Source organism: Bradyrhizobium sp. USDA 4486, from assembly GCF_054057995.1.
Window position 1 is genome coordinate 2,247,909 of record NZ_JBSRZV010000001.1, and the last position, 17,432, is coordinate 2,265,340.

16 protein-coding genes and 1 pseudogene are annotated in these 17,432 nt (G+C 65.2%); 6 read left to right on the forward strand and 11 right to left on the reverse strand.

From position 1 onward, the window contains the following. Window positions 1-17: 17 nt before the first annotated feature. From ACVWY3_RS11000 to ACVWY3_RS11020, 5 genes are all read right to left on the reverse strand, one after another. Window positions 18-1,907, reverse strand: coding sequence for a TRAP transporter large permease (locus tag ACVWY3_RS11000; RefSeq protein WP_456838449.1), 1,890 nt, complete (start codon window positions 1,905-1,907; stop codon window positions 18-20). Window positions 1,908-1,923: 16 nt separating this feature from the next. Beyond that, window positions 1,924-2,955: a TRAP transporter substrate-binding protein gene (locus ACVWY3_RS11005; protein ID WP_456838450.1), complete on the reverse strand. Its 1,032-nt coding sequence runs from the start codon at window positions 2,953-2,955 to the stop codon at window positions 1,924-1,926. A gap of 505 nt (window positions 2,956-3,460) precedes the next feature. Continuing rightward, a complete protein-coding gene (locus ACVWY3_RS11010; RefSeq protein ID WP_456838451.1) occupies window positions 3,461-4,000 on the reverse strand; it encodes a 4-hydroxylaminobenzoate lyase in 540 nt (179 codons plus the stop codon). After that, entirely contained in the window at window positions 3,979-4,728 is a 750-nt protein-coding gene (locus tag ACVWY3_RS11015; RefSeq protein WP_456838452.1) for a nitroreductase, read from the reverse strand. Before ACVWY3_RS11015 ends, ACVWY3_RS11010 begins: the two co-directional genes overlap by 22 nt. After that, complete coding sequence (locus ACVWY3_RS11020; protein WP_456838453.1) at window positions 4,725-5,933, reverse strand: ABC transporter substrate-binding protein; 1,209 nt, start codon at window positions 5,931-5,933, stop codon at window positions 4,725-4,727. Before ACVWY3_RS11020 ends, ACVWY3_RS11015 begins: the two co-directional genes overlap by 4 nt. Before the next feature lie 229 nt (window positions 5,934-6,162). On the opposite strand from ACVWY3_RS11020, the gene ACVWY3_RS11025 reads away from it, so the two are divergent. Then, window positions 6,163-7,140: a LysR family transcriptional regulator gene (locus ACVWY3_RS11025; RefSeq protein ID WP_456838454.1), complete on the forward strand. Its 978-nt coding sequence runs from the start codon at window positions 6,163-6,165 to the stop codon at window positions 7,138-7,140. Between the two features lie 264 nt (window positions 7,141-7,404). Further along, window positions 7,405-8,600, forward strand: a pseudogene (locus ACVWY3_RS11030) (M24 family metallopeptidase). Window positions 8,601-8,658: 58 nt separating this feature from the next. Here the strand turns inward: ACVWY3_RS11030 and ACVWY3_RS11035 are convergent. The 4 genes from ACVWY3_RS11035 to ACVWY3_RS11050 form a co-directional block, all read right to left on the reverse strand. Further along, complete coding sequence (locus ACVWY3_RS11035) at window positions 8,659-9,324, reverse strand: methionine ABC transporter permease (protein WP_456838455.1); 666 nt, start codon at window positions 9,322-9,324, stop codon at window positions 8,659-8,661. Next, the gene (locus ACVWY3_RS11040) at window positions 9,314-10,450 is read right to left on the reverse strand and encodes a methionine ABC transporter ATP-binding protein (protein ID WP_456838456.1); all 1,137 of its coding nucleotides are present in this window, start codon (window positions 10,448-10,450) and stop codon (window positions 9,314-9,316) included. The genes ACVWY3_RS11035 and ACVWY3_RS11040 overlap by 11 nt, the downstream gene beginning before the upstream one ends. A gap of 242 nt (window positions 10,451-10,692) precedes the next feature. Then, complete coding sequence (locus ACVWY3_RS11045) at window positions 10,693-12,162, reverse strand: DASS family sodium-coupled anion symporter (RefSeq protein WP_456838457.1); 1,470 nt, start codon at window positions 12,160-12,162, stop codon at window positions 10,693-10,695. Window positions 12,163-12,256: 94 nt separating this feature from the next. Continuing rightward, entirely contained in the window at window positions 12,257-12,424 is a 168-nt protein-coding gene (locus tag ACVWY3_RS11050) for a hypothetical protein (RefSeq protein ID WP_456843574.1), read from the reverse strand. Between ACVWY3_RS11050 and nthA the strand changes: the two genes are divergently transcribed. The 3 genes from nthA to ACVWY3_RS11065 are packed head-to-tail and all read left to right on the forward strand — an operon-like array spanning window position 12,383 to window position 14,048. Then, complete coding sequence (gene nthA, locus ACVWY3_RS11055) at window positions 12,383-13,015, forward strand: nitrile hydratase subunit alpha (protein ID WP_456838458.1); 633 nt, start codon at window positions 12,383-12,385, stop codon at window positions 13,013-13,015. The two genes, ACVWY3_RS11050 and nthA, sit on opposite strands and share 42 nt — an antisense overlap. Then, on the forward strand, window positions 13,012-13,671 hold the full coding sequence (gene nthB, locus ACVWY3_RS11060) for a nitrile hydratase subunit beta (RefSeq protein ID WP_456838459.1): 660 nt from the start codon (window positions 13,012-13,014) through the stop codon (window positions 13,669-13,671). The genes nthA and nthB overlap by 4 nt, the downstream gene beginning before the upstream one ends. Beyond that, window positions 13,671-14,048: a nitrile hydratase accessory protein gene (locus ACVWY3_RS11065; protein ID WP_456838460.1), complete on the forward strand. Its 378-nt coding sequence runs from the start codon at window positions 13,671-13,673 to the stop codon at window positions 14,046-14,048. The genes nthB and ACVWY3_RS11065 overlap by 1 nt, the downstream gene beginning before the upstream one ends. A 147-nt stretch (window positions 14,049-14,195) precedes the next feature. Here ACVWY3_RS11065 and queC read toward each other — a convergent pair whose 3' ends face one another. Continuing rightward, window positions 14,196-14,909, reverse strand: coding sequence for a 7-cyano-7-deazaguanine synthase QueC (gene queC / locus ACVWY3_RS11070; protein ID WP_456838461.1), 714 nt, complete (start codon window positions 14,907-14,909; stop codon window positions 14,196-14,198). A 125-nt stretch (window positions 14,910-15,034) separates the two neighbouring features. Between queC and mazG the strand changes: the two genes are divergently transcribed. Further along, window positions 15,035-15,889: a nucleoside triphosphate pyrophosphohydrolase gene (gene mazG, locus ACVWY3_RS11075; protein ID WP_456838462.1), complete on the forward strand. Its 855-nt coding sequence runs from the start codon at window positions 15,035-15,037 to the stop codon at window positions 15,887-15,889. A gap of 160 nt (window positions 15,890-16,049) precedes the next feature. Here the strand turns inward: mazG and hflX are convergent, their stop codons facing one another. Next, complete coding sequence (gene hflX, locus ACVWY3_RS11080) at window positions 16,050-17,432, reverse strand: GTPase HflX (RefSeq protein ID WP_456838463.1); 1,383 nt, start codon at window positions 17,430-17,432, stop codon at window positions 16,050-16,052.

Genomic DNA, 17,432 nt, shown 5'->3' on the forward strand with positions numbered 1-17,432 from the left:
CTTCTCCTTAAACCGCGTCAAAGGAATCCGATCGAGATCCAGGGGAAGATCGCGACGATGATCAATCCCACCAGCAGCGCCAGCAGATAGCCCCAGATCGGCCCGATGCCCTCGGCCGGATCGACGCGTCCGATGGCGCAGGCCGCATAATAGCCGACGCCGAAGGGCGGGGCGAACAGGCCGATGCCCATGGCCAGGATGATCACCATGGCATAATGCACCTCATGTACGCCGACGGCGCGGGCGATCGGAAACAATAGCGGCCCGAACAGCACGATCGCCGGAATGCCCTCGAGCACGCTGCCGAGGATGGTGAAGGCCAGGATCGACACGGCGATGAAGGTCGCAGCGCCGCCCGGCAAGCCGGTCATCGCCGCCGCCAGCGAGCGCGAGAAGCCGGACTGGGTGAGGCCCCAGGCCATGCCGGTCGCAGTGCCGATGATGAGCAGGATCGCACCCGATAGCGCCGCGGTCTCGACCAGCATGGGAAACAGCCGACGCCAGTCGAAGCGGCGGTAGACGATGAGGCCGACCAGGGCGCCATAGACGATGCCGATGGTCGAGACTTCGGTCGCGGTGGCAATGCCCTCGACAACGGCATAGCGGATCACGAAGGGCAGCGCGAGCGCGGGCAGGGCGACGATGAAGCTCCTGCCGATCTCGCTACCTGTGGCGCGGCGGACATGACTCATGTCCTCGTGCCGATAGCGCCACCACACGAGTATGCAGAGCGTTATCGCGAGCACGACGCCGGGCAGGAGGCCTCCGGTGAACAGGGCGGCGATCGAGACACCGGTGACCGAGCCGATCGTGATCAGCACGAGGCTCGGCGGGATGGTTTCGGTCTGGGCGCCGGTCGCCGCCAGCAGCGCGACGAGATCGCCGGGCTTGGCGCCACGCTGCTTCATCTCCGGGAATAGCACGGGCGCGACCGCGGCCATGTCCGCGGCTTTGGCGCCGGAGATGCCGGAGACGAGGTACATGGCGCCGACCAGCACGTAATGCAGGCCGCCGCGGACATGGCCGAGCAGGCTCGCCAGGAACGCCACCATGGCCCGCGCCATGCCGGTCATCTCGATCAGCAGGCCCAAGAACACGAACAGCGGCACCGAGAGCAGGATGAGGTGGCTCATGCCCTCGTCCATCCGTCCGACCAGCACCATCACCGGCGTGCGCGTGGTCAGCGCCAGATAGCCGAAGATTGCGAGCCCAAAGCCGAACGCAATGGGAACGCCGGCGAAGACGCAAAAGCCGGCGACGCCGACGAAGAAGATGACGAGGTTGAGATTGCCGAGCGGCCGCAAGTATGGCTGCGCCAGCCAGAACAGGCCGACAACCACGGCGACGGACAGCGCGGCCGCCAGCACTATCCGGTAATCGGCTGCGCGCACGAGACGCACCAAGGCAAAGGCCGCCATCAGGCCGATGCCGGCCGGCAACGCCGCGGCGCGCCAGATGTTCGAGATCTGGAGCGCCGGCGTGGTGATGAAGCTTTCCTCGTAGGCGTATTCCCAGGACGGCCAGAGGATCAGCACCAGGAACGCCAGCGCCGCGCAGACCGCCACCAGGTCGAGCCAGGCGCGCATCGCAGGGCCGGCGCCGGCGACGACCGCGGTCATGCGCATGTGTTCGGAGCGGCGGAACGCCACTGCCGCCCCCAGCATGGCAAGCCACAGGAACAGGATCGAGGCGAGCTCGTCCGACCAGATCAGCGGCCGGTGCAGGCCGTAGCGCGCCACCACGCCGGCAAACAGGATCGCGATCTCGGCGACGACCAGGATCGCTGCCGGGATTTCAACGAGGAGCCCGAGCCCGCGCTCGAGCGATGCCAGCAGCGAAGGTCGGCGAGGGGACTGAACAGCCGCCTCGCCCGCCACTCCGTTCGCTTCGACCTCGACATGAGCCATGACGGCTCCCAATGCGTTACGACAGTTTGCCGACGGCCTTTTCAAGGAGGTCCCAGGCCTGGTCGCCATACTTGCCCTTCCACTCGGCATAGAAGCCGGCGGTGCGCAGCTTGTCGCGGAACGGCGCGACGGCGGGCTGGTTGAAGGTCAGGCCCTTGCCCGCGAGCTCCTGCTGCAGATTGGCATTGAGCTTGGCGGTATCATCGCGTTCCTTCACCGCAGCGGCATTGATGTGCTTGGCGACGACGGTGCGCACGTCCTCCGGCAGTGCGCTCCAGGCGCGCCGGTTTGCCAGGAACCAGAAGCCGTCCCACATGTGATTGGTCAGCGAGCAGTACTTCTGCACCTCGTAGAGCTTGGCGGTCGAGATGATCGCCAGCGGGTTCTCCTGGCCCTCGACGATCTTGGTCTGGAGCGCGGAATAGACCTCGCTGAAATTGATCGAGGCGGGCGCGGCGTCGAACGCCTTGAACATCGAGGTCCACAGCGGCGACACCGGCACGCGGATCTTGAAGCCCTTGAGGTCGTCAGGCCCGTTGATCGGCTTGCTCGAGGACGTGGTCTGGCGGAAGCCGTTGTCCCAGATCTTGTCCATGACCTCGAGGCCGGCCTTCTTGATCTCGCTGCGGACATGGGCGCCGAGATCGCCGTCCATGGCCTTCCAGACTGTGGCGTAGTCCGGGAACGCGAAGCCGATGCCGTTGATCGAGGCGGCCGGCACCAGGGTCGACAGGATCAGGCCCGACAGCGTGAAGAACTCGACGCCGCCGGAGCGGATCTGGCTCAGCATGTCGGTGTCGGAGCCGAGTTGGTTGTTTGGGAAGATCTGGAGGTCGAACTTGCCGTTGGTCTCGCTCTTGATCGCCGCCGCCATCTCGCGGGCGCGGACGTTCAGCGGATGGGTGTCGGGCAGGTTGTTGGCATATTTGTAGGTGAACTCGGCGCTCTGGGCGCGGGCCACGTGCGGCGCACTGAGGCCGCCCAGGACCGCGGTCGCGGCGGAGGCCTTGAGAAGCGTGCGTCGGGAAAAGCGCTTTGAGAAGACCATGGGTCTGCTTCCTCGGAAGGTTTGTTGTTGTTCTGAGACGCAAACCTATAAGGACGTCAGGTCAGAAGGTCATCTGCGATCTCGCGAGGTCTCGCTTATTGCAGCCGGACATCATCACGGCAATATCGGCTTTCGACACAGGCCTCTGATTCAAATCCGAAAAACAACCCCATGCACAGTAGCCGTCAAGCGCTGGAGGCGTTGGTCGAGCCGAACGCCGGAAACCCGCTGGAGCGGAGGCGTTGTGGCAGGAATTCCGCGTAAATATTTGATCTAATTGAATATAAGAATATTCCATAATATACCTTATGCGAATCGTGGATATGGGTGTCGAGGCTGGTGCCGCTCGGCCGCTGGTCGCCGAAATCCGTCCTCGATGGTCATGGCCAGCGGCCTTGCAGCTCGTGGCCGTCGCGACGGATCGCCGCCGCGCTGACCCGGCTGGGCCTTCTTCAAATCGGGTGACGCTTGCGGACGGCGTCACCCGCGATCGTCCGACCACCCATCAGGACGGCGCTGCGAAGTCATACGAGATGCGTCCGGCGGGCAGATAGAACAGCGCAATGACGGCGCCGCCGCGGACCTCGGGATAGTGCCGGCTGCCGGGATCGGGCGCCGTCCAGCCGGGCCCCTGCCAACCCTGCAGCCCCTTCAGCTGGGCGCCCTTGTCCAGGGGCACGACCAGGTTCAGCTCGCCATAGGGATGACCGTGATACTGCCCGCGCAGGACGTCGTGGTCGTCCTCGTCCTTGAAGCGGCGCGGATCGGTGCTGTTCATGTAGACCGCCGTGATGCTGAACTGGAACGTCTCCGGCACCGGCTCCAGGATGCGGCTGCGCCGGTAGTTCGGACCATCGACTTCCTGGTTGGCCGCCCAGCCTTCGGCGACCCCGAGCTTTATCAGCCGGGCCAGGTCCTGATAGAGCGGGCTGCCCTCGCCGTATGTCGCATTGAGCCACCGCTCCATCTCGGCGCCGGGCGTCATGTCCTTGACCTCGCGCAGAAACGGAATGCTGCGCGCAATCAGGTCGTCTCGGCTTCCCATGGGCTTGTCCTTTCCATTTGGGTTGCACTTTGTTCTTCGAAGCCCGCAAAAGAAGCGAACTCCGCAAGGTCCGCGCGCGGCATCAACCGGCCCGCGGTTTGATTCCTGGCGCGTCCGATCGAGATGCCGCACACCACCATCTGCTCCGCCGGGATCGACAGCAGCGGACGCAGGATCCGGTGATATTTCGAGAACGTCTCCTGCGGACAGGACTGAAGCCCATGGCCTGCCGCGGCCAGCAGCACGTTCTGGACGAACATGCCGAGGTCGAGCCAGCTGCCGACCTCAAGGCGCCGGTCGATGGTGACGATCAACCCGACGGGCGCACCGAAAAATGCATAGTTCTTGGCAGTTTGGGCAGCCCTCGCCTCGATATCGGTTTGGGCGATGCGGAGCGCGCCATAGAACAACCGTCCGAACTCCTGTCGTCGCTGCAGATAGGGTTCGGGCAGGTCGCGGGCGTAGTAGCTGTACTCCGACACGTGCGCATCGCGGGCGGTTTCGTGCGCCTCGCGCAGGGCCGCCGACACCCTGTCCTTGGCGGCGCCCGCCAGCACGTAGACGTGCCATGGCTGGATATTGGCGCCGCTTGGCGCAAACCGCGCCACACGGAGAATCTGCTCGATGGTCCCTCGCCCGACCGGCTCGCTGGAGAATTCGCGGCATGCAAAGCGGCCTTCGATGATCTCGTCGATACGGTTCTGCGCCGTTGAGCCCGCGCCGCTCATGGCTTGCTCAAGAGCGGACATCCGCCTTGCTCCATCGGCCGGAAAGCCTCCTCTCCCGGAATGGTCGCCAGCAGCTCGTAATAGTCGAACTTGTACCTGGATTGCTCGGGCGACTTGACGCGAAACAGATACATGTCGCGGACCAGCCGGCCGTCATCGCGGATCCGCCCATTTCGCGTCATGAAATCGTTCACGGGCAGCTCGCGCATCCTGGCGGCGACGGTCGGCCCGTCCAGCGTGCCTGCCGCCTGGACCGCTTTGAGATAGTGCATCACCGCGCCATAGGTGCCGGCGTGGATCATGGTCGGGACCTTCTGGGTCTTTGCGATGAAGCGCTTCGACCACGCCCGCGTGTCCTCGTTCAGGTCCCAATAGAACGCCGAGCTCAGCATCAGGCCCTGGGCGCTCGGCAGTCCGAGACTGTGAATGTCGGCGATGAACACCAGCAGCCCGACCAGCTTCTGATGCTGCGTGATGCCGAATTCGCCGGCCTGCTTGACGGCGTTGATGAAGTCGCCGCCGGAATCGGCCAGCGCGATCACGTCGGCCTTCGAGGACTGTGCCTGGAGCAGAAAGGAGGAGAAATCGGGCGTGTTGATCGGATGTTTTGCGGCGCCGAGCACCTTGCCGCCCATGACGTCGATGACCTTGCGGCTGTCGGCCTCGAGCTGTGCGCCGAGAGAATAGTCGACCGAAATAAAGTACCAGGACTTCGCGCCGAGACGCGACATCGCCCGCGTCGTTCCCTGTGACAGCGCATAGGTGTCGTAGGTCCAGTGAATGCCGGTCGGCGAGCATTCGTCACCGGTGAGGCGGGACGTGGCAGCGCCCGTGGCGAGGAAGAGCTTCTTCTTGTCGCGTGTGGTGCCCTGCACCGCCAGCGCCACCGCAGAGTTCGGAACGTCGAGAATGACCTCGACATTTTCGTTTTCAAGCCACCGCCGGGCGACGGTCGCACCAACATCGGCCTTGTTCTGATGATCGCCCGCGACGATCTGGATGCTGCGGCCCAGCACCTGACCACCGAAATCGTCGACAGCCATTTGCGCGGCGACAACCGAGCCCTGGCCGCCATTGTCGGCGTAGAGCGAGGACATGTCGGTGAGGACGCCGAGCTTCACCGGACCATCCTGCGCAACCGCCGACGCCGTGAGCAGTGCCAGTGCTATTCCGAAAGCTCCAATCGACATTCCGCAGGAGTGCATTGCCCGTCTCCTCCAAATCCGGCGCTGGGATCATGACGGGATCGCGCAATTGCGGAAGTGAAACTCTTGCAGAGTGATCCTGAACGATCTTCAGATTGGTGAGGCGAACGGCCTGGCGTCGCGGTCCGGGCACCCTGCTCGGTTGCGTCGGCTGCGTGGTTGGCCTTAACTGCATCAGATCGCAGATACGCAACGGGCGCGCGATCCGCCTTGAGACGGTGGGCTGCTCGTGGCTGTTTCCTTCAAGACCCTGGACCTGAACCTGCTCAAGGTCTTCGACGCGGTCATGGAGGAGCGAAGCGTGCTGCGGGCGAGCCAAAGGGTTGCCCTCAGTCAATCCGCCGTGAGCCATTCGCTCGCCCGGCTGCGCGAGATGCTGGAAGACGATCTGTTCGTGCGCACGGCAACCGGCATGCAGCCGACGGCGCGCGCATTGACGATGGCCCCACAGATTCGCGAAGCCCTACGATCTCTCGAGGCCGCGGTCGAGCTGCCGAGCTTCGTTCCGGCGACGTCCACGAAGCAGTTCACCCTCGCCGCCAATGATTTCACCACGATGGTGCTGGCCTCACCGCTCCTGAAGATACTGAAGGCTGAAGCGCCGGCGATAGACCTCATCATCAAGCCGGTGACGCGGATCGACCTCGCCGAGCAGATCGACCTTGGCCGCATCGACGTTGCGATCGGCGTCTTCTCGGATCCGCCAAGCCGCTTCCGCACCTCGCTGTTGTTCGAATACGACGACGTGCTGATCGTCGGCGGAAAGCGCAAGCTCGGCCGGATCGACAACGCGGCCTTGGCACGCATGCCGCTGGTCGTTGTCTCCTTCGGCGGCGAGCAGGAGGGAGCAATCGGAGGCTTCATCTCCGAGCGTGGCCTTGCCAGGCGATCGGAAATGTACGATCGCGCGGCGCTGGAACGGGCATTGTCCGAAAGCGACCGGCCGCCGCGTATAGCTGTTTCGCTGCCGCATTTCCTCGCTTTGCCCGCCCTGCTCGCGGATTCTGAACTCGCAGCCATCGTTCCGCGTCCATTGGCAAGGGCCTTCCAGCGCGCGCATGCCATCACGACCTACGAGCTGCCTTACGCCACAACTCCTGTCGAGGTCCGGCTGCTGTGGCACGAACGGATCGCTGGCGAGCCATCGCATGACTGGCTTCACGAGACCCTGAGGCGCGCAACCGAAGACCTCAGGCGTGGACGCTAAACCGCGATGAGATTGGGATGAATCATCGTCGCGCTTTAGGTTATTGTTTGAGCATGATCTTCTCGGAAGACCGCTGGGCACTTTGCGCCCACGCGGCCCTCCGCGTCCGGATCATGCTGTAGCTGAACACGTTCCGGATTTGGTTCCATTCTTCATGGATACGACCCAGACGGGCGCGCAGGTGTGGAGGTTGTGCTAGACTGGGTGCCGCGTTCCCAACAGAGATCAACAAGGCGGCCTGAACCGCCACTCAGGGAGTTCGTCATGCAGGAGAACGTTTTCCAGACAGGCCGCTCGCGCGCGCTTCCGTTCGACGCCGCCAAGCTCGACCGCCTGATGGAAGCCGCCGGCCTCGACGTGCTGGTCGCGACCTCCAAGCACAATGTGCAGTACCTCCTGGGCGCCGAGCGCGCGATCTTCTTCGACTACATGGATGCTATTGGCGTCAGCCGCTATCTGCCGGTACTGGTCTATCCCAAGGGCGCGCCGCAGAAGTCCGTCTATGTCGGCCACCGTCTGGAGACCCATCAACGCGCCGTGGCGCCGCCATGGGTGCCACAAGTCCGGACCGAGTCCAACGGCTCGGTCGATGCCGTGACGCGGGCCGTGGACCTGATCAAGGACGCAGGCGTACCGTTGAAGCGCGTCGGGGTCGAGATGGCGTTCCTGCCGATGGATGCCGGGAAGGCGCTGGCCGACGCCCTGCCCGGCGCGGCGCTCAAGGACGCGCTCTTGGTGCTGGAGCGGCTGCGCGCGGTGAAGTCGGCGGACGAGCTGGCAAAGCTCAAGACGGCGTCCGAGCGCGTCATCGCCTCCAGCTGGAGGTGATCAGCAAGCATGGCCCGGGCACAACCAAACAGCAATTGTCGGATGCCTTACGCATCGCCGAAGCCAATCGCGGGCTGACTTTCGAATACTGCCTGCTCGCTTGCGGCAGCAGCCACAACCGCGCACCGTCCTCGCAACGCTGGGAGCAAGGCGACGTGCTGTCGCTCGATTCCGGCGGCAACTATCACGGCTATATCGGCGACCTCGCGCGCATGGCCGTGCTCGGCGAGCCAGACGGCGAGCTGAAGGATTGCCTCGCCGAGATCGAAGCGGTGCAGCGCGCCGCCTTTGCGGCAGTCCGGCCGGGCGCCATGGGCGGCGATATCTACGTCGCGGCCGAGCGGGAGCTCGGAAAGATTACCCAGCGCGACTGCACGGACTTCCTGGCCCACGGCATGGGCCTCGTCAGCCATGAGGCCCCTCACCTGACTGCCAAGGGTCCGGTCCCCTACGCCGACACGGATGCCCGCCTGCCGCTCGAGCCCGGCATGGTCGTCTCGATCGAGACCACGATGAAGCATCCGAAGCGCGGCTTCATCAAGCTCGAGGACACGGTCGCGGTCACGCCGACGGGCTACGAGATTTTTGGCGAAGGCGGCCGCGGGTGGAATTTGGGTGGGAGCGGGCTTTAGGCCGAGGGTATCCGGTGCGAGCGGAGAAGGTGGCGCACCCTCTCTCGCTTGGAACGCGTCAGCGATGCCGCAGCCGGCGGTTCACCCGGCGCGCGAGATAATCGCCTGCGCTCTGCACGAGCTGCACCAGCGCGATCAGTACAACGACGACGGCGAGCATCATCTCGGGCATGAAGCGCTGATAGCCGTAGCGGATGCCGAGATCACCTAAGCCGCCGCCGCCGACCGCGCCGACCATGGCGGAGTAGCCGAGCAGGCTGACCACTGCGAGCGTGAGCGCCAGCAGCAGGCCCGGCAGCGCTTCGGGGATCAGCACCTTGAACACGATCTGGATCGGCGATGCGCCGAACGAGGATGCGGTCTCGATCAGGCCGCCATCGACCTCGCGGATTGCGCCTTCCACGAGGCGCGCGATGAAAGGCGCGGATGCGATGGTCAAGGGCACGATGGCCGCGGTCGAGCCGATCGAGGTGCCGGCAACGAGGCGCGTGAATGGGATGATGGCGACGACTAGGATGATGAAGGGCGTCGAGCGCGTCGCGTTGACGATGATGCCGAGCACGCGGTTGACAAGGGGCGCCGCGAACAGCTCCCCTTTCCGGCTGGTCGCGAGGAAGACGCCGAGCGGCAGGCCGAAGAAGGTGCCGAGCAGCGCTGCGATGCCGACCATGTACAGGCTCTCAAAGGTGGCCTGCAGGATCAGATTGAGGAGTTCAGGCGACATAGCCGAGACGCTCCGCTGCGAATTGATGTTGAGACAGCCAGGCGAGCGTCCGCGCGACCGCGTGCTCGCCGCCGGGAATTCCAAGTGTCAGCGCGCCCACATGCTGGCCGCCGATCTCGTCGATGCGGGCGGAGAGCAACGCCACGTCGAGGCCGAGCTCGCGCGCAAGCCGCGCCACCAGGGTGTCGCCGGCCCCTGCCCCGCGCACCTGGACGCGGATCACGGCCTGCCCACCGGCAGACGGCTCAGCCACGATCCGGCTCGCCAGCGAGACCGGAAGGCTGTCGCCGATCACCTCCGCGAGGAAGGATTGCGTGATCGGATGCTTCGGATGGGTGAAGATGTCGGCGACGTGGCCGCTTTCGACGACATGGCCGGCATCGAGCACCACGACTTCCTTGGCGAGTTGGCGCACCACGGACATCTCGTGGGTGATCAGCACGATGGTCACGCCCAGCTCGCGGTTGATGTTGGCAAGCAGGTCGAGGATCGCGCGCGTGGTCTGAGGATCCAGCGCCGAGGTCGCCTCATCCGACAAGAGTACGCTCGGGCGCGTCGCCAGCGCCCGGGCGATGCCGACGCGCTGCTTCTGGCCGCCGGAAAGCTCTGACGGGTAACGGTCGTGCTTGTCGGCGATGCCGACGAGGGCGAGCAGCTCGGCGACGCGGGCCCTGATGTCGGCCTTGGCCCAGCCGGCGATCTCGAGCGGCAGCGCGATGTTGTCGGCCGCCGTGCGCGACGACAGCAGGTTGAAGTGCTGGAAGATCATGCCGATCGAGCGCTGCGCCAGCCGCAGCGCGCGGCCCGCCAGCGCGGAGATATCGCGGCCGTCCACGATCACGCGGCCCGTGGTCGGTTTCTCCAGCCCGTTGATCAGCCGCACCAGGCTCGATTTGCCCGCACCAGAGCGGCCGATCACGCCGGTGATGGAGCCGCGCGGGATCGCGAAGTCGATGTCGCGCAGGGCGTTGACGCCGGGCTTGCCGCGATAGGCCGGATAAGTCTTCGAGATGTTTTCGAAGCGGACCATCGCGTCCGGCGCGGCGGCGGATGAAATCGCTTCGGGCGGCGCGATAGGTTGTCCGATCGCAAGCGATTGGTGGGCGTTCATGGAAGCGGCCTTCATGCACAATAATTCGCTTGCCCGCAGGTCGTTCAGACGTGCGGGAAGCCGGGTCGCAGCGAGCGACGAGGAATGGAACCGCGAGCGAGCGCTGGGATGGAACGCGCTGCACCGCAGCACGCACCATCGCCCGTTCCGCTCCTGCTTGCAATGTCAGATATTTGCAGGGAGATAGGCGAAGTTCTCCCAAAACGCTTCCCCAAAGAGAAAATTCATCTGCCGGGGGCGGCCTCCAGCCCGGCTCATCAGACCTGCAGCCATGGCAGCACGATCAGCAGGAGGCCCGCGAAATAGAGCAACCCGAAGATCAGGCCAAAGCCCCAGAACTGGCCCTTCCCGATATAGCCGCTGCCGAAATACATCGGCGCTGGGCCCGTCGCATACGGCGAGATCACGCCCATCAGGCCGAGCGAATACATGCAGAGCATGGCGAGCGTCACGACTGGCAGGCCCGGGATGCCGGAGCCGACCGCGAGCACCACCGGCAACACGGCCGCCGCATGTGAAGTGATGCTCGAGAAGAAATAGTGGATCCAGAAGAACAGCGCGACCAGGAGGAGCATTGCGGTGGACGGCGACAGCCCCGCGAGCGGTTTGGCGTATTCGGTCGCGAACCATTTGATGAAGCCGATCTCGTTTAGGCCCGAGGCCAGCGTCAAGAGCGAGGTGAAATAGAAGAACACCTCCCAGGCGCTCTTCTCGCTGACGATGTCAGCAAACTCGATCACGCCCGTCACCAGCATCAGGGAGATCACGATAAACACGACGGTGGTGGCGTTGACGAAGTTCGAGCCGATTCCGGGAATGTGGATGTCGGGGCTCGAGCCCGCGATCCACAGGAACATCGCGAGCACGATCAGCACCAGCATGATCCACTCGTTGCGCGACATCGGGCCCATCTCGGCGAGCTCTTTCGCCGCCCATTCGGAGATCTCCGGGCTGCGCTTCACCTCCGGGCGGCACACCGCATAGCTGAGCAGCGGCACGAGCACCATCAGCAGGATGCCGAGCGGCGCAAAGCCGATGAACCACTGCGCCCAGCTCACCTCGACGCCGGCGGTCTTCTTGGCGATCGCCAATGCCGCCGCATTGGGCGCGAGCGCGGTGAAGAACAGCGAGCTGGTGATCGCGGTTGCCGCGAACGCGGTCCACATCACATAGGTGCCGATCTTGCCGGCGGTCGGCCCGGGCTCGGAGCCGTAGATGCGCGGGATGTTGCTGATGATGGGATAGACGATGCCGCCGCTGCGCGCGGTATTCGACGGCGTCGCCGGCGCCAGCAGGAAGTCCGACATCGCCACGGCATAGCCGAGCCCGAGCGTGTTGCGGCCGAGCCGCTGCACCAGCACCAGCGCGATGCGCCGGCCGAGCTGGCTCTTGCGATAGCCGATCGAGAACACGAAGGCACCGACGATCAGCCACACCGTGCTCTCGGCGAAGCCCGCCAGCATCCAGCGCAGCGACTTGCCGGGATCGGGATCGATGTAGCCGGCAACGCCCGCGACCGTGAGGCCGATGAAGCCGACAGCGCCGACTGGCATCGATTCCAGGATGAGCCCGGTGATCACAGCCGCGAACACGGCGAAATAGTGCCACTGATTGGCGTTGAGCCCCGGCGGGACCGGCCACAGATAGATCGCCAGCCACACCGCCAGCGGCGCGACCAGCCTCCAGTGAAATCCTTTTGCCTGAGGCGCCTGCGAACCAGCGGCCATGAGCCCTCCCCTCGATTGTCGTTGCATGGTGCAGCCCGTTGGCCGGACCGTTATTGTCCCTTCAAGGCCGTATACGGCAGACGCCGTGGGGCGATCAATGGCCGTTTCCGGCGTGCTCGCTGTCGCGCCTCGTCGCGCAAATCGGCGTCACGAACACGTGGCCGGATTGCGCTGCAAGGACGGCTCGACAGGCGGGGACCATTGCGCCTATCTTCGGCTCATGAGCCAAAATCACGACCATCATCATCACGGTCACGATCATTCGGAGCTGTCCGAGACCGAGCTGCGCGTGCGCGCCCTCGAAACGATCCTGACCGAAAAAGGCTACGTCGAGCCGGCGGCGCTCGATGCCATCATCCAGGCCTATGAGACCAAGATCGGTCCGCATAACGGCGCGCGCGTCGTCGCCAAGGCCTGGACCGATCCGGCCTTCAAGCAGGCGCTGCTGGAGGACGGCAGCAAAGCGATCGGCACGCTCGGTCATGTCAGCCGCGTCGGCGATCATCTCGTCGTCGTCGAGAACACGCCCGAGCGCCACAACATGGTCGTATGCACGCTGTGCTCCTGCTATCCCTGGGAAATGCTGGGGCTGCCGCCGGTCTGGTACAAGGCCGCGCCCTACCGCTCGCGCGCGGTGAAGGACCCGCGCGGCGTGCTCGCCGATTTCGGCGTCAGCCTGCCGAAGAACGTGGAAATCCGTGTGTGGGATTCCACGGCGGAAACGCGCTTCCTGGTGCTGCCGATGCGCCCCGAAGGCACCGAAGGCTGGCGCGAGGAACAGCTCGCAGAGCTCGTGACCCGCGATTCCATGATCGGCACCGGCTTTCCGACCAAGCCCGGAGCGCCGTCGTGAACGGCGTGCACGACATGGGCGGCATGGACGGTTTCGGCAAGGTCGAGCCTGAGCCGAACGAGCCGATGTTCCACGCGGAGTGGGAATCCCGCGTGCTGGCGATGGTGCGCGCGATGGGTGCGGCCGGAGCCTTCAACATCGACACCTCGCGCTTCTACCGCGAGACCTTGCCGCCGCACGTATATCTGTCGAGCTCCTACTACGAAAAGTGGTTCTTCGGGCTCGAGGAGATGCTGATCGAGAAGGGCTACCTCACCCGCGAGGAAGTCGCGGCCGGCCACGCGCTGCAGCCCGGTAAGGCGCTCAAGCACGGCAAGTTCGATCTCGCCAATGTCGAGCGCGTGATGGTGCGCGGCAAGTTTGCCCGCCCTGCCCAGACGCCGGCGAAGTTCAACATTGGCGATCGCGTTCGCGCCAAGAACATTCATCCGACCACGCACACACGCCTGCCGCGCTATGTGCGCGGCCATGTCGGTGTCGTCGAGCTCAACCACGGCTGCCATGTCTTTCCGGACTCGGCAGCGATGGAGCTCGGCGAGAATCCGCAATGGCTCTACACCGTAGTGTTCGAAGGCAGCGATCTCTGGGGCGAGGACGGCGATCCGACACTGAAGGTGTCGATCGACGCGTTCGAGCCTTATCTGGATCCGGCGTGATGAGCAGCACGGCCGCGGCCGCCGCGACGGCGGCCATTCCGAGCATCCCGCGCGATGACGACGGCCCGGTGTTCCGCGCGCCCTGGGAGGCGCATGCCTTCGCGATGGCATTGACGCTGCACGAGCGCGGCGTGTTCACCTGGCCCGAATGGGCCGCAGCACTGGCCGACGAGATCAAGCGCGCGCAGGCCGCCGGCGATCCCGATACGGGCGAGACGTATTATTTGCACTGGCTCGCCACGCTGGAAGGCCTCGTCGCGCGCAAGGGCGTCGCCTCAATGGAGACGCTGCACCGCTATCGCGAGGCCTGGGACCACGCGGCGGATCGCACCCCGCACGGCAAGCCGATTGAGCTGCGGGACGAGGATTTTGGGTAGGCCGTTGATTGGCACGCTCGCGCCAAGCGCTCCGCTGTCACTCGCCGCGAAGGCGGGGAATCCAGTGCGCCGCGGCCTCTCGGCTCAAGGACGGTCTCTGGAATACTGGATCGCCCGCTTTCGCGGGCGATGACACCATTTCCTTGGCTACCTCCCCGCCACGAACTCCCGCCACCCCTTCGCCCGCAGGCTGCACGCCGGGCACTCGCCGCAGCCGTAGCCCCAATCATGCTGCGCGCCGCGTTCGCCGAGATAGCAGGTGTGCGATTGCTCGCGGATGAGGTCGACCAGACCGTCGCCGCCGAGATCATACGCGAGCTTCCACGTCGCGGCCTTGTCGATCCACATCAGCGGCGTGTGCAGCTCGAATGGCCGGGCCATGCCGAGTGAGAGCGCGGCCTGCATGGCGCGGATGGTGTCGTCGCGGCAATCGGGATAGCCGGAATAGTCGGTCTCGCACATGCCGCCGACGATGTGCGTGATGCCGCGCCGATAGGCCAGCGCTGCCGCAAAGGTCAGGAACACCAGGTTGCGGCCGGGCACAAACGTATTCGGCAGGCCGTCGGCGCCCATCGCGATCGCGACGTCTCGCGTCAGCGCGGTCTCGGACACGGCGGCGAGCGTCGGGATCGACAGCGTATGGCTCTCGCCGAGCTTTGCGGCCCAATCGGGGCGCAGGCCCTTGATGCCCTCGAGCAGCCGGTCGCGGCAGGCGAGCTCAATGGCGTGGCGCTGGCCGTACTCGAATCCCAGCGTCTCCACGCGCGCAAAGCGGCTCAGCGCCCAGGCAAGGCAGGTGGTGGAATCCTGGCCGCCCGAGAACAGCACCAAGGCGGTTTGTGATGAAAATGCGTCACTCATGGCCCGCGCTTTAGCACCATGCGCCTTGCGCGCCAATCAGTGGAAATCAGCCCGTTCCGCATGCCGGCGCTGGGAACGGCGGCCCGCTTTTGGCATAAGGTTTTCGAGCCAGGAGAGTGCCCGCAATGACCCCTTCCCGCGACATTTCCCGCCTGATCGAGATCATGGCGGCGCTGCGCACGCCGGTGACCGGCTGCCCCTGGGACCTCGAACAGGATTTTTCGACGATCGCGCCCTACACGATCGAGGAAGCCTATGAGGTGGTCGACGCCATCACCCGCGGTGATCTCGATGATCTCAGGGAGGAGCTTGGCGACCTGCTGCTCCAGGTCGTGTTCCACGCCCAGATGGCGTCGGAGCAGAACGCGTTTGCGTTTGGTGACGTCGTCGAAGCCATCACGCGGAAGATGATCCGCCGCCATCCCCATGTCTTTGCCGACAAGGACGGCAATCTCGCCCCACACCACGTCAAGGAAGTCTGGGACCGCATCAAGGCCGAGGAGAAAGCCGAGCGCGCCGCGCGCCGGCCGCCGGAAGAAATGCCTGCGCGCAAGTCGTTGCTGTCAGGCGTCAAGGCCGGGCAGCCGGCCCTGACGCGCGCGATGGAGCTGCAACGCAAGGCTTCCACCGTCGGCTTCGACTGGAACGACCCGCGCGCGGTGCTGCAAAAGATCCGCGAGGAAGCCGACGAGATCGAAGCCGCGCTCGATCGCAACGACAAGCAGGAGCTCGCGGAGGAGACCGGCGACCTGATGTTCGCCCTCGTCAACCTCGCCCGCCATGTCGACGCCGATCCGGAAGCCGCGTTGCGCGCCACGAATGCGAAATTCGAGCGGCGGTTTGCGTTCATCGAACGTGCGCTGGAGGCGCAGGGACGCACGCTGGAGCAGGCGTCGCTGGAAGAGATGGACGAGTTGTGGAACAAGGCTAAGGGCGACGAGAAGCCGGCGTTAGAAGAACGGAAGGAAGCGCGCCGCTAATTCCGCTGTCGTCCCTGCCTGGTGCGCAATTGCGCACGGGCGCAGCGACCCAAACCGCGTGATTTCGCTGCAGCGCCGCGCGGCTAGCACCGCGCACCAAACCACGTCCTGTGGTGATGGGTCCCGGCTCTGCGCTTGGCTTGTCCGAGACAACATCGGTTTATGCCGACAGACGCGGCACGGCGTCGAACCGGTTCACCACGATGTCCCGCTTGGTCTCGTCGACCCGCACGGTCATGTCGAAACGGCCGTCGTGCAGCTCTTTCGCCAGCACCTCGGCATTGCGGTGCAGCCAGCTGATGCCGGCGCCGTCGGCGGCGTCGATGGAGAGATCGAGCGTGGTGCGCTTTGCGGCAAGGCGCTCCTCGATCGCGGCGAGCAGGGCGTCGATGCCCTCGCCCGATACGGCGGACACCAGCATCGCCGGATGATCCTCCGGCCGGCGCGCGGCGATGTTCAGAAGCTCCTGGCGCTGCTCGGGATCGTAACGGTCGATCTTGTTCCAGACCTCGATGATGCGGCCACTGTCGTCGGGGTTGATGCCGAGCTGGCGCAGCACGGCGTCGACGTCGCTCTGCTGCGCCTCGGCGTCCTCGTGTGAGATGTCGCGCACATGCAGGATGACGTCAGCCTCCAGCACCTCCTCCAGCGTGGCGCGGAAGGCGGCGACGAGCTGGGTGGGCAGGTTGGAGATGAAGCCGACGGTATCCGACAGCATCGCCTTGCCGCCATGCGGCAGGTTGAGCGCGCGCAACGTCGGGTCGAGCGTTGCGAACAGCATGTCGGCGGCTTGCACGTCGGCGCGCGTCAAACGGTTGAACAGCGTCGACTTGCCGGCATTGGTGTAGCCGACCAGCGCGACGACGCGATACGGCACGCGCTGGCGCCCGGCGCGATGCAGTCGCCGCGTCGCCTGCACCTTCTTCAGCTCGGTTTCGAGCTTGGTGATGCGCTCCTGGATCAGGCGGCGGTCGGCCTCGATCTGGGTCTCGCCCGGACCGCCCATGAATCCGAAGCCGCCGCGCTGGCGCTCCAGATGCGTCCATGAACGAACCAGGCGCGAGCGCTGGTAGTTGAGATGCGCCAGCTCGACCTGGAGCGCGCCCTCCTTGGTCTTGGCGCGGCGGCCGAAGATTTCGAGGATGAGCCCGGTGCGGTCGAGCACCTTGGCGTGCAGCTCCTTCTCGAGATTGCGCTGCTGGATCGGTGCCAATGCGCAATCCATCACCACGAGCTCGACGTCGAGGCTCTTGGCCAGCGCGGCGATCTCCTCGACCTTGCCCTTGCCGATATAGGTTGCGGGCCGGATCTGGCTGATCGGCGCGATGATGGCATCGGCAATGACGAGGTCGATCGCACGCGCGAGGCCCGCGGCTTCGTCGAGCCGGGCCTCGGAATTGCGTTGGACATGGCTTTCCGATTGCGCGTCAGCACTTCCCGCGCGCGCTCGCAAATAGGGGCCGATGACAAGCACCCGCCCCGTCTGCCTAGCCCCTGCCGACCGCGGACGGTCGCCACCCCCGTCGAAATTCCGGGGTTCCAA

Coding starts and splice junctions, on each gene's coding strand:
- ACVWY3_RS11040 (WP_456838456.1), bottom strand. CDS start 10,450: ATGAAGGCCGCTTCCATGAACGCCCACCAATCGCTTGCGATCGGACAA.
- ACVWY3_RS11005 (WP_456838450.1), bottom strand. CDS start 2,955: ATGGTCTTCTCAAAGCGCTTTTCCCGACGCACGCTTCTCAAGGCCTCC.
- ACVWY3_RS11010 (WP_456838451.1), bottom strand. CDS start 4,000: ATGGGAAGCCGAGACGACCTGATTGCGCGCAGCATTCCGTTTCTGCGC.
- ACVWY3_RS11015 (WP_456838452.1), bottom strand. CDS start 4,728: ATGAGCGGCGCGGGCTCAACGGCGCAGAACCGTATCGACGAGATCATC.
- nthA (WP_456838458.1), top strand. CDS start 12,383: ATGAGCCAAAATCACGACCATCATCATCACGGTCACGATCATTCGGAG.
- mazG (WP_456838462.1), top strand. CDS start 15,035: ATGACCCCTTCCCGCGACATTTCCCGCCTGATCGAGATCATGGCGGCG.
- ACVWY3_RS11000 (WP_456838449.1), bottom strand. CDS start 1,907: ATGGCTCATGTCGAGGTCGAAGCGAACGGAGTGGCGGGCGAGGCGGCT.
- queC (WP_456838461.1), bottom strand. CDS start 14,909: ATGAGTGACGCATTTTCATCACAAACCGCCTTGGTGCTGTTCTCGGGC.
- ACVWY3_RS11020 (WP_456838453.1), bottom strand. CDS start 5,933: ATGCACTCCTGCGGAATGTCGATTGGAGCTTTCGGAATAGCACTGGCA.
- ACVWY3_RS11050 (WP_456843574.1), bottom strand. CDS start 12,424: ATGATCGTGACCGTGATGATGATGGTCGTGATTTTGGCTCATGAGCCG.
- ACVWY3_RS11045 (WP_456838457.1), bottom strand. CDS start 12,162: ATGGCCGCTGGTTCGCAGGCGCCTCAGGCAAAAGGATTTCACTGGAGG.
- ACVWY3_RS11065 (WP_456838460.1), top strand. CDS start 13,671: ATGAGCAGCACGGCCGCGGCCGCCGCGACGGCGGCCATTCCGAGCATC.
- ACVWY3_RS11035 (WP_456838455.1), bottom strand. CDS start 9,324: ATGTCGCCTGAACTCCTCAATCTGATCCTGCAGGCCACCTTTGAGAGC.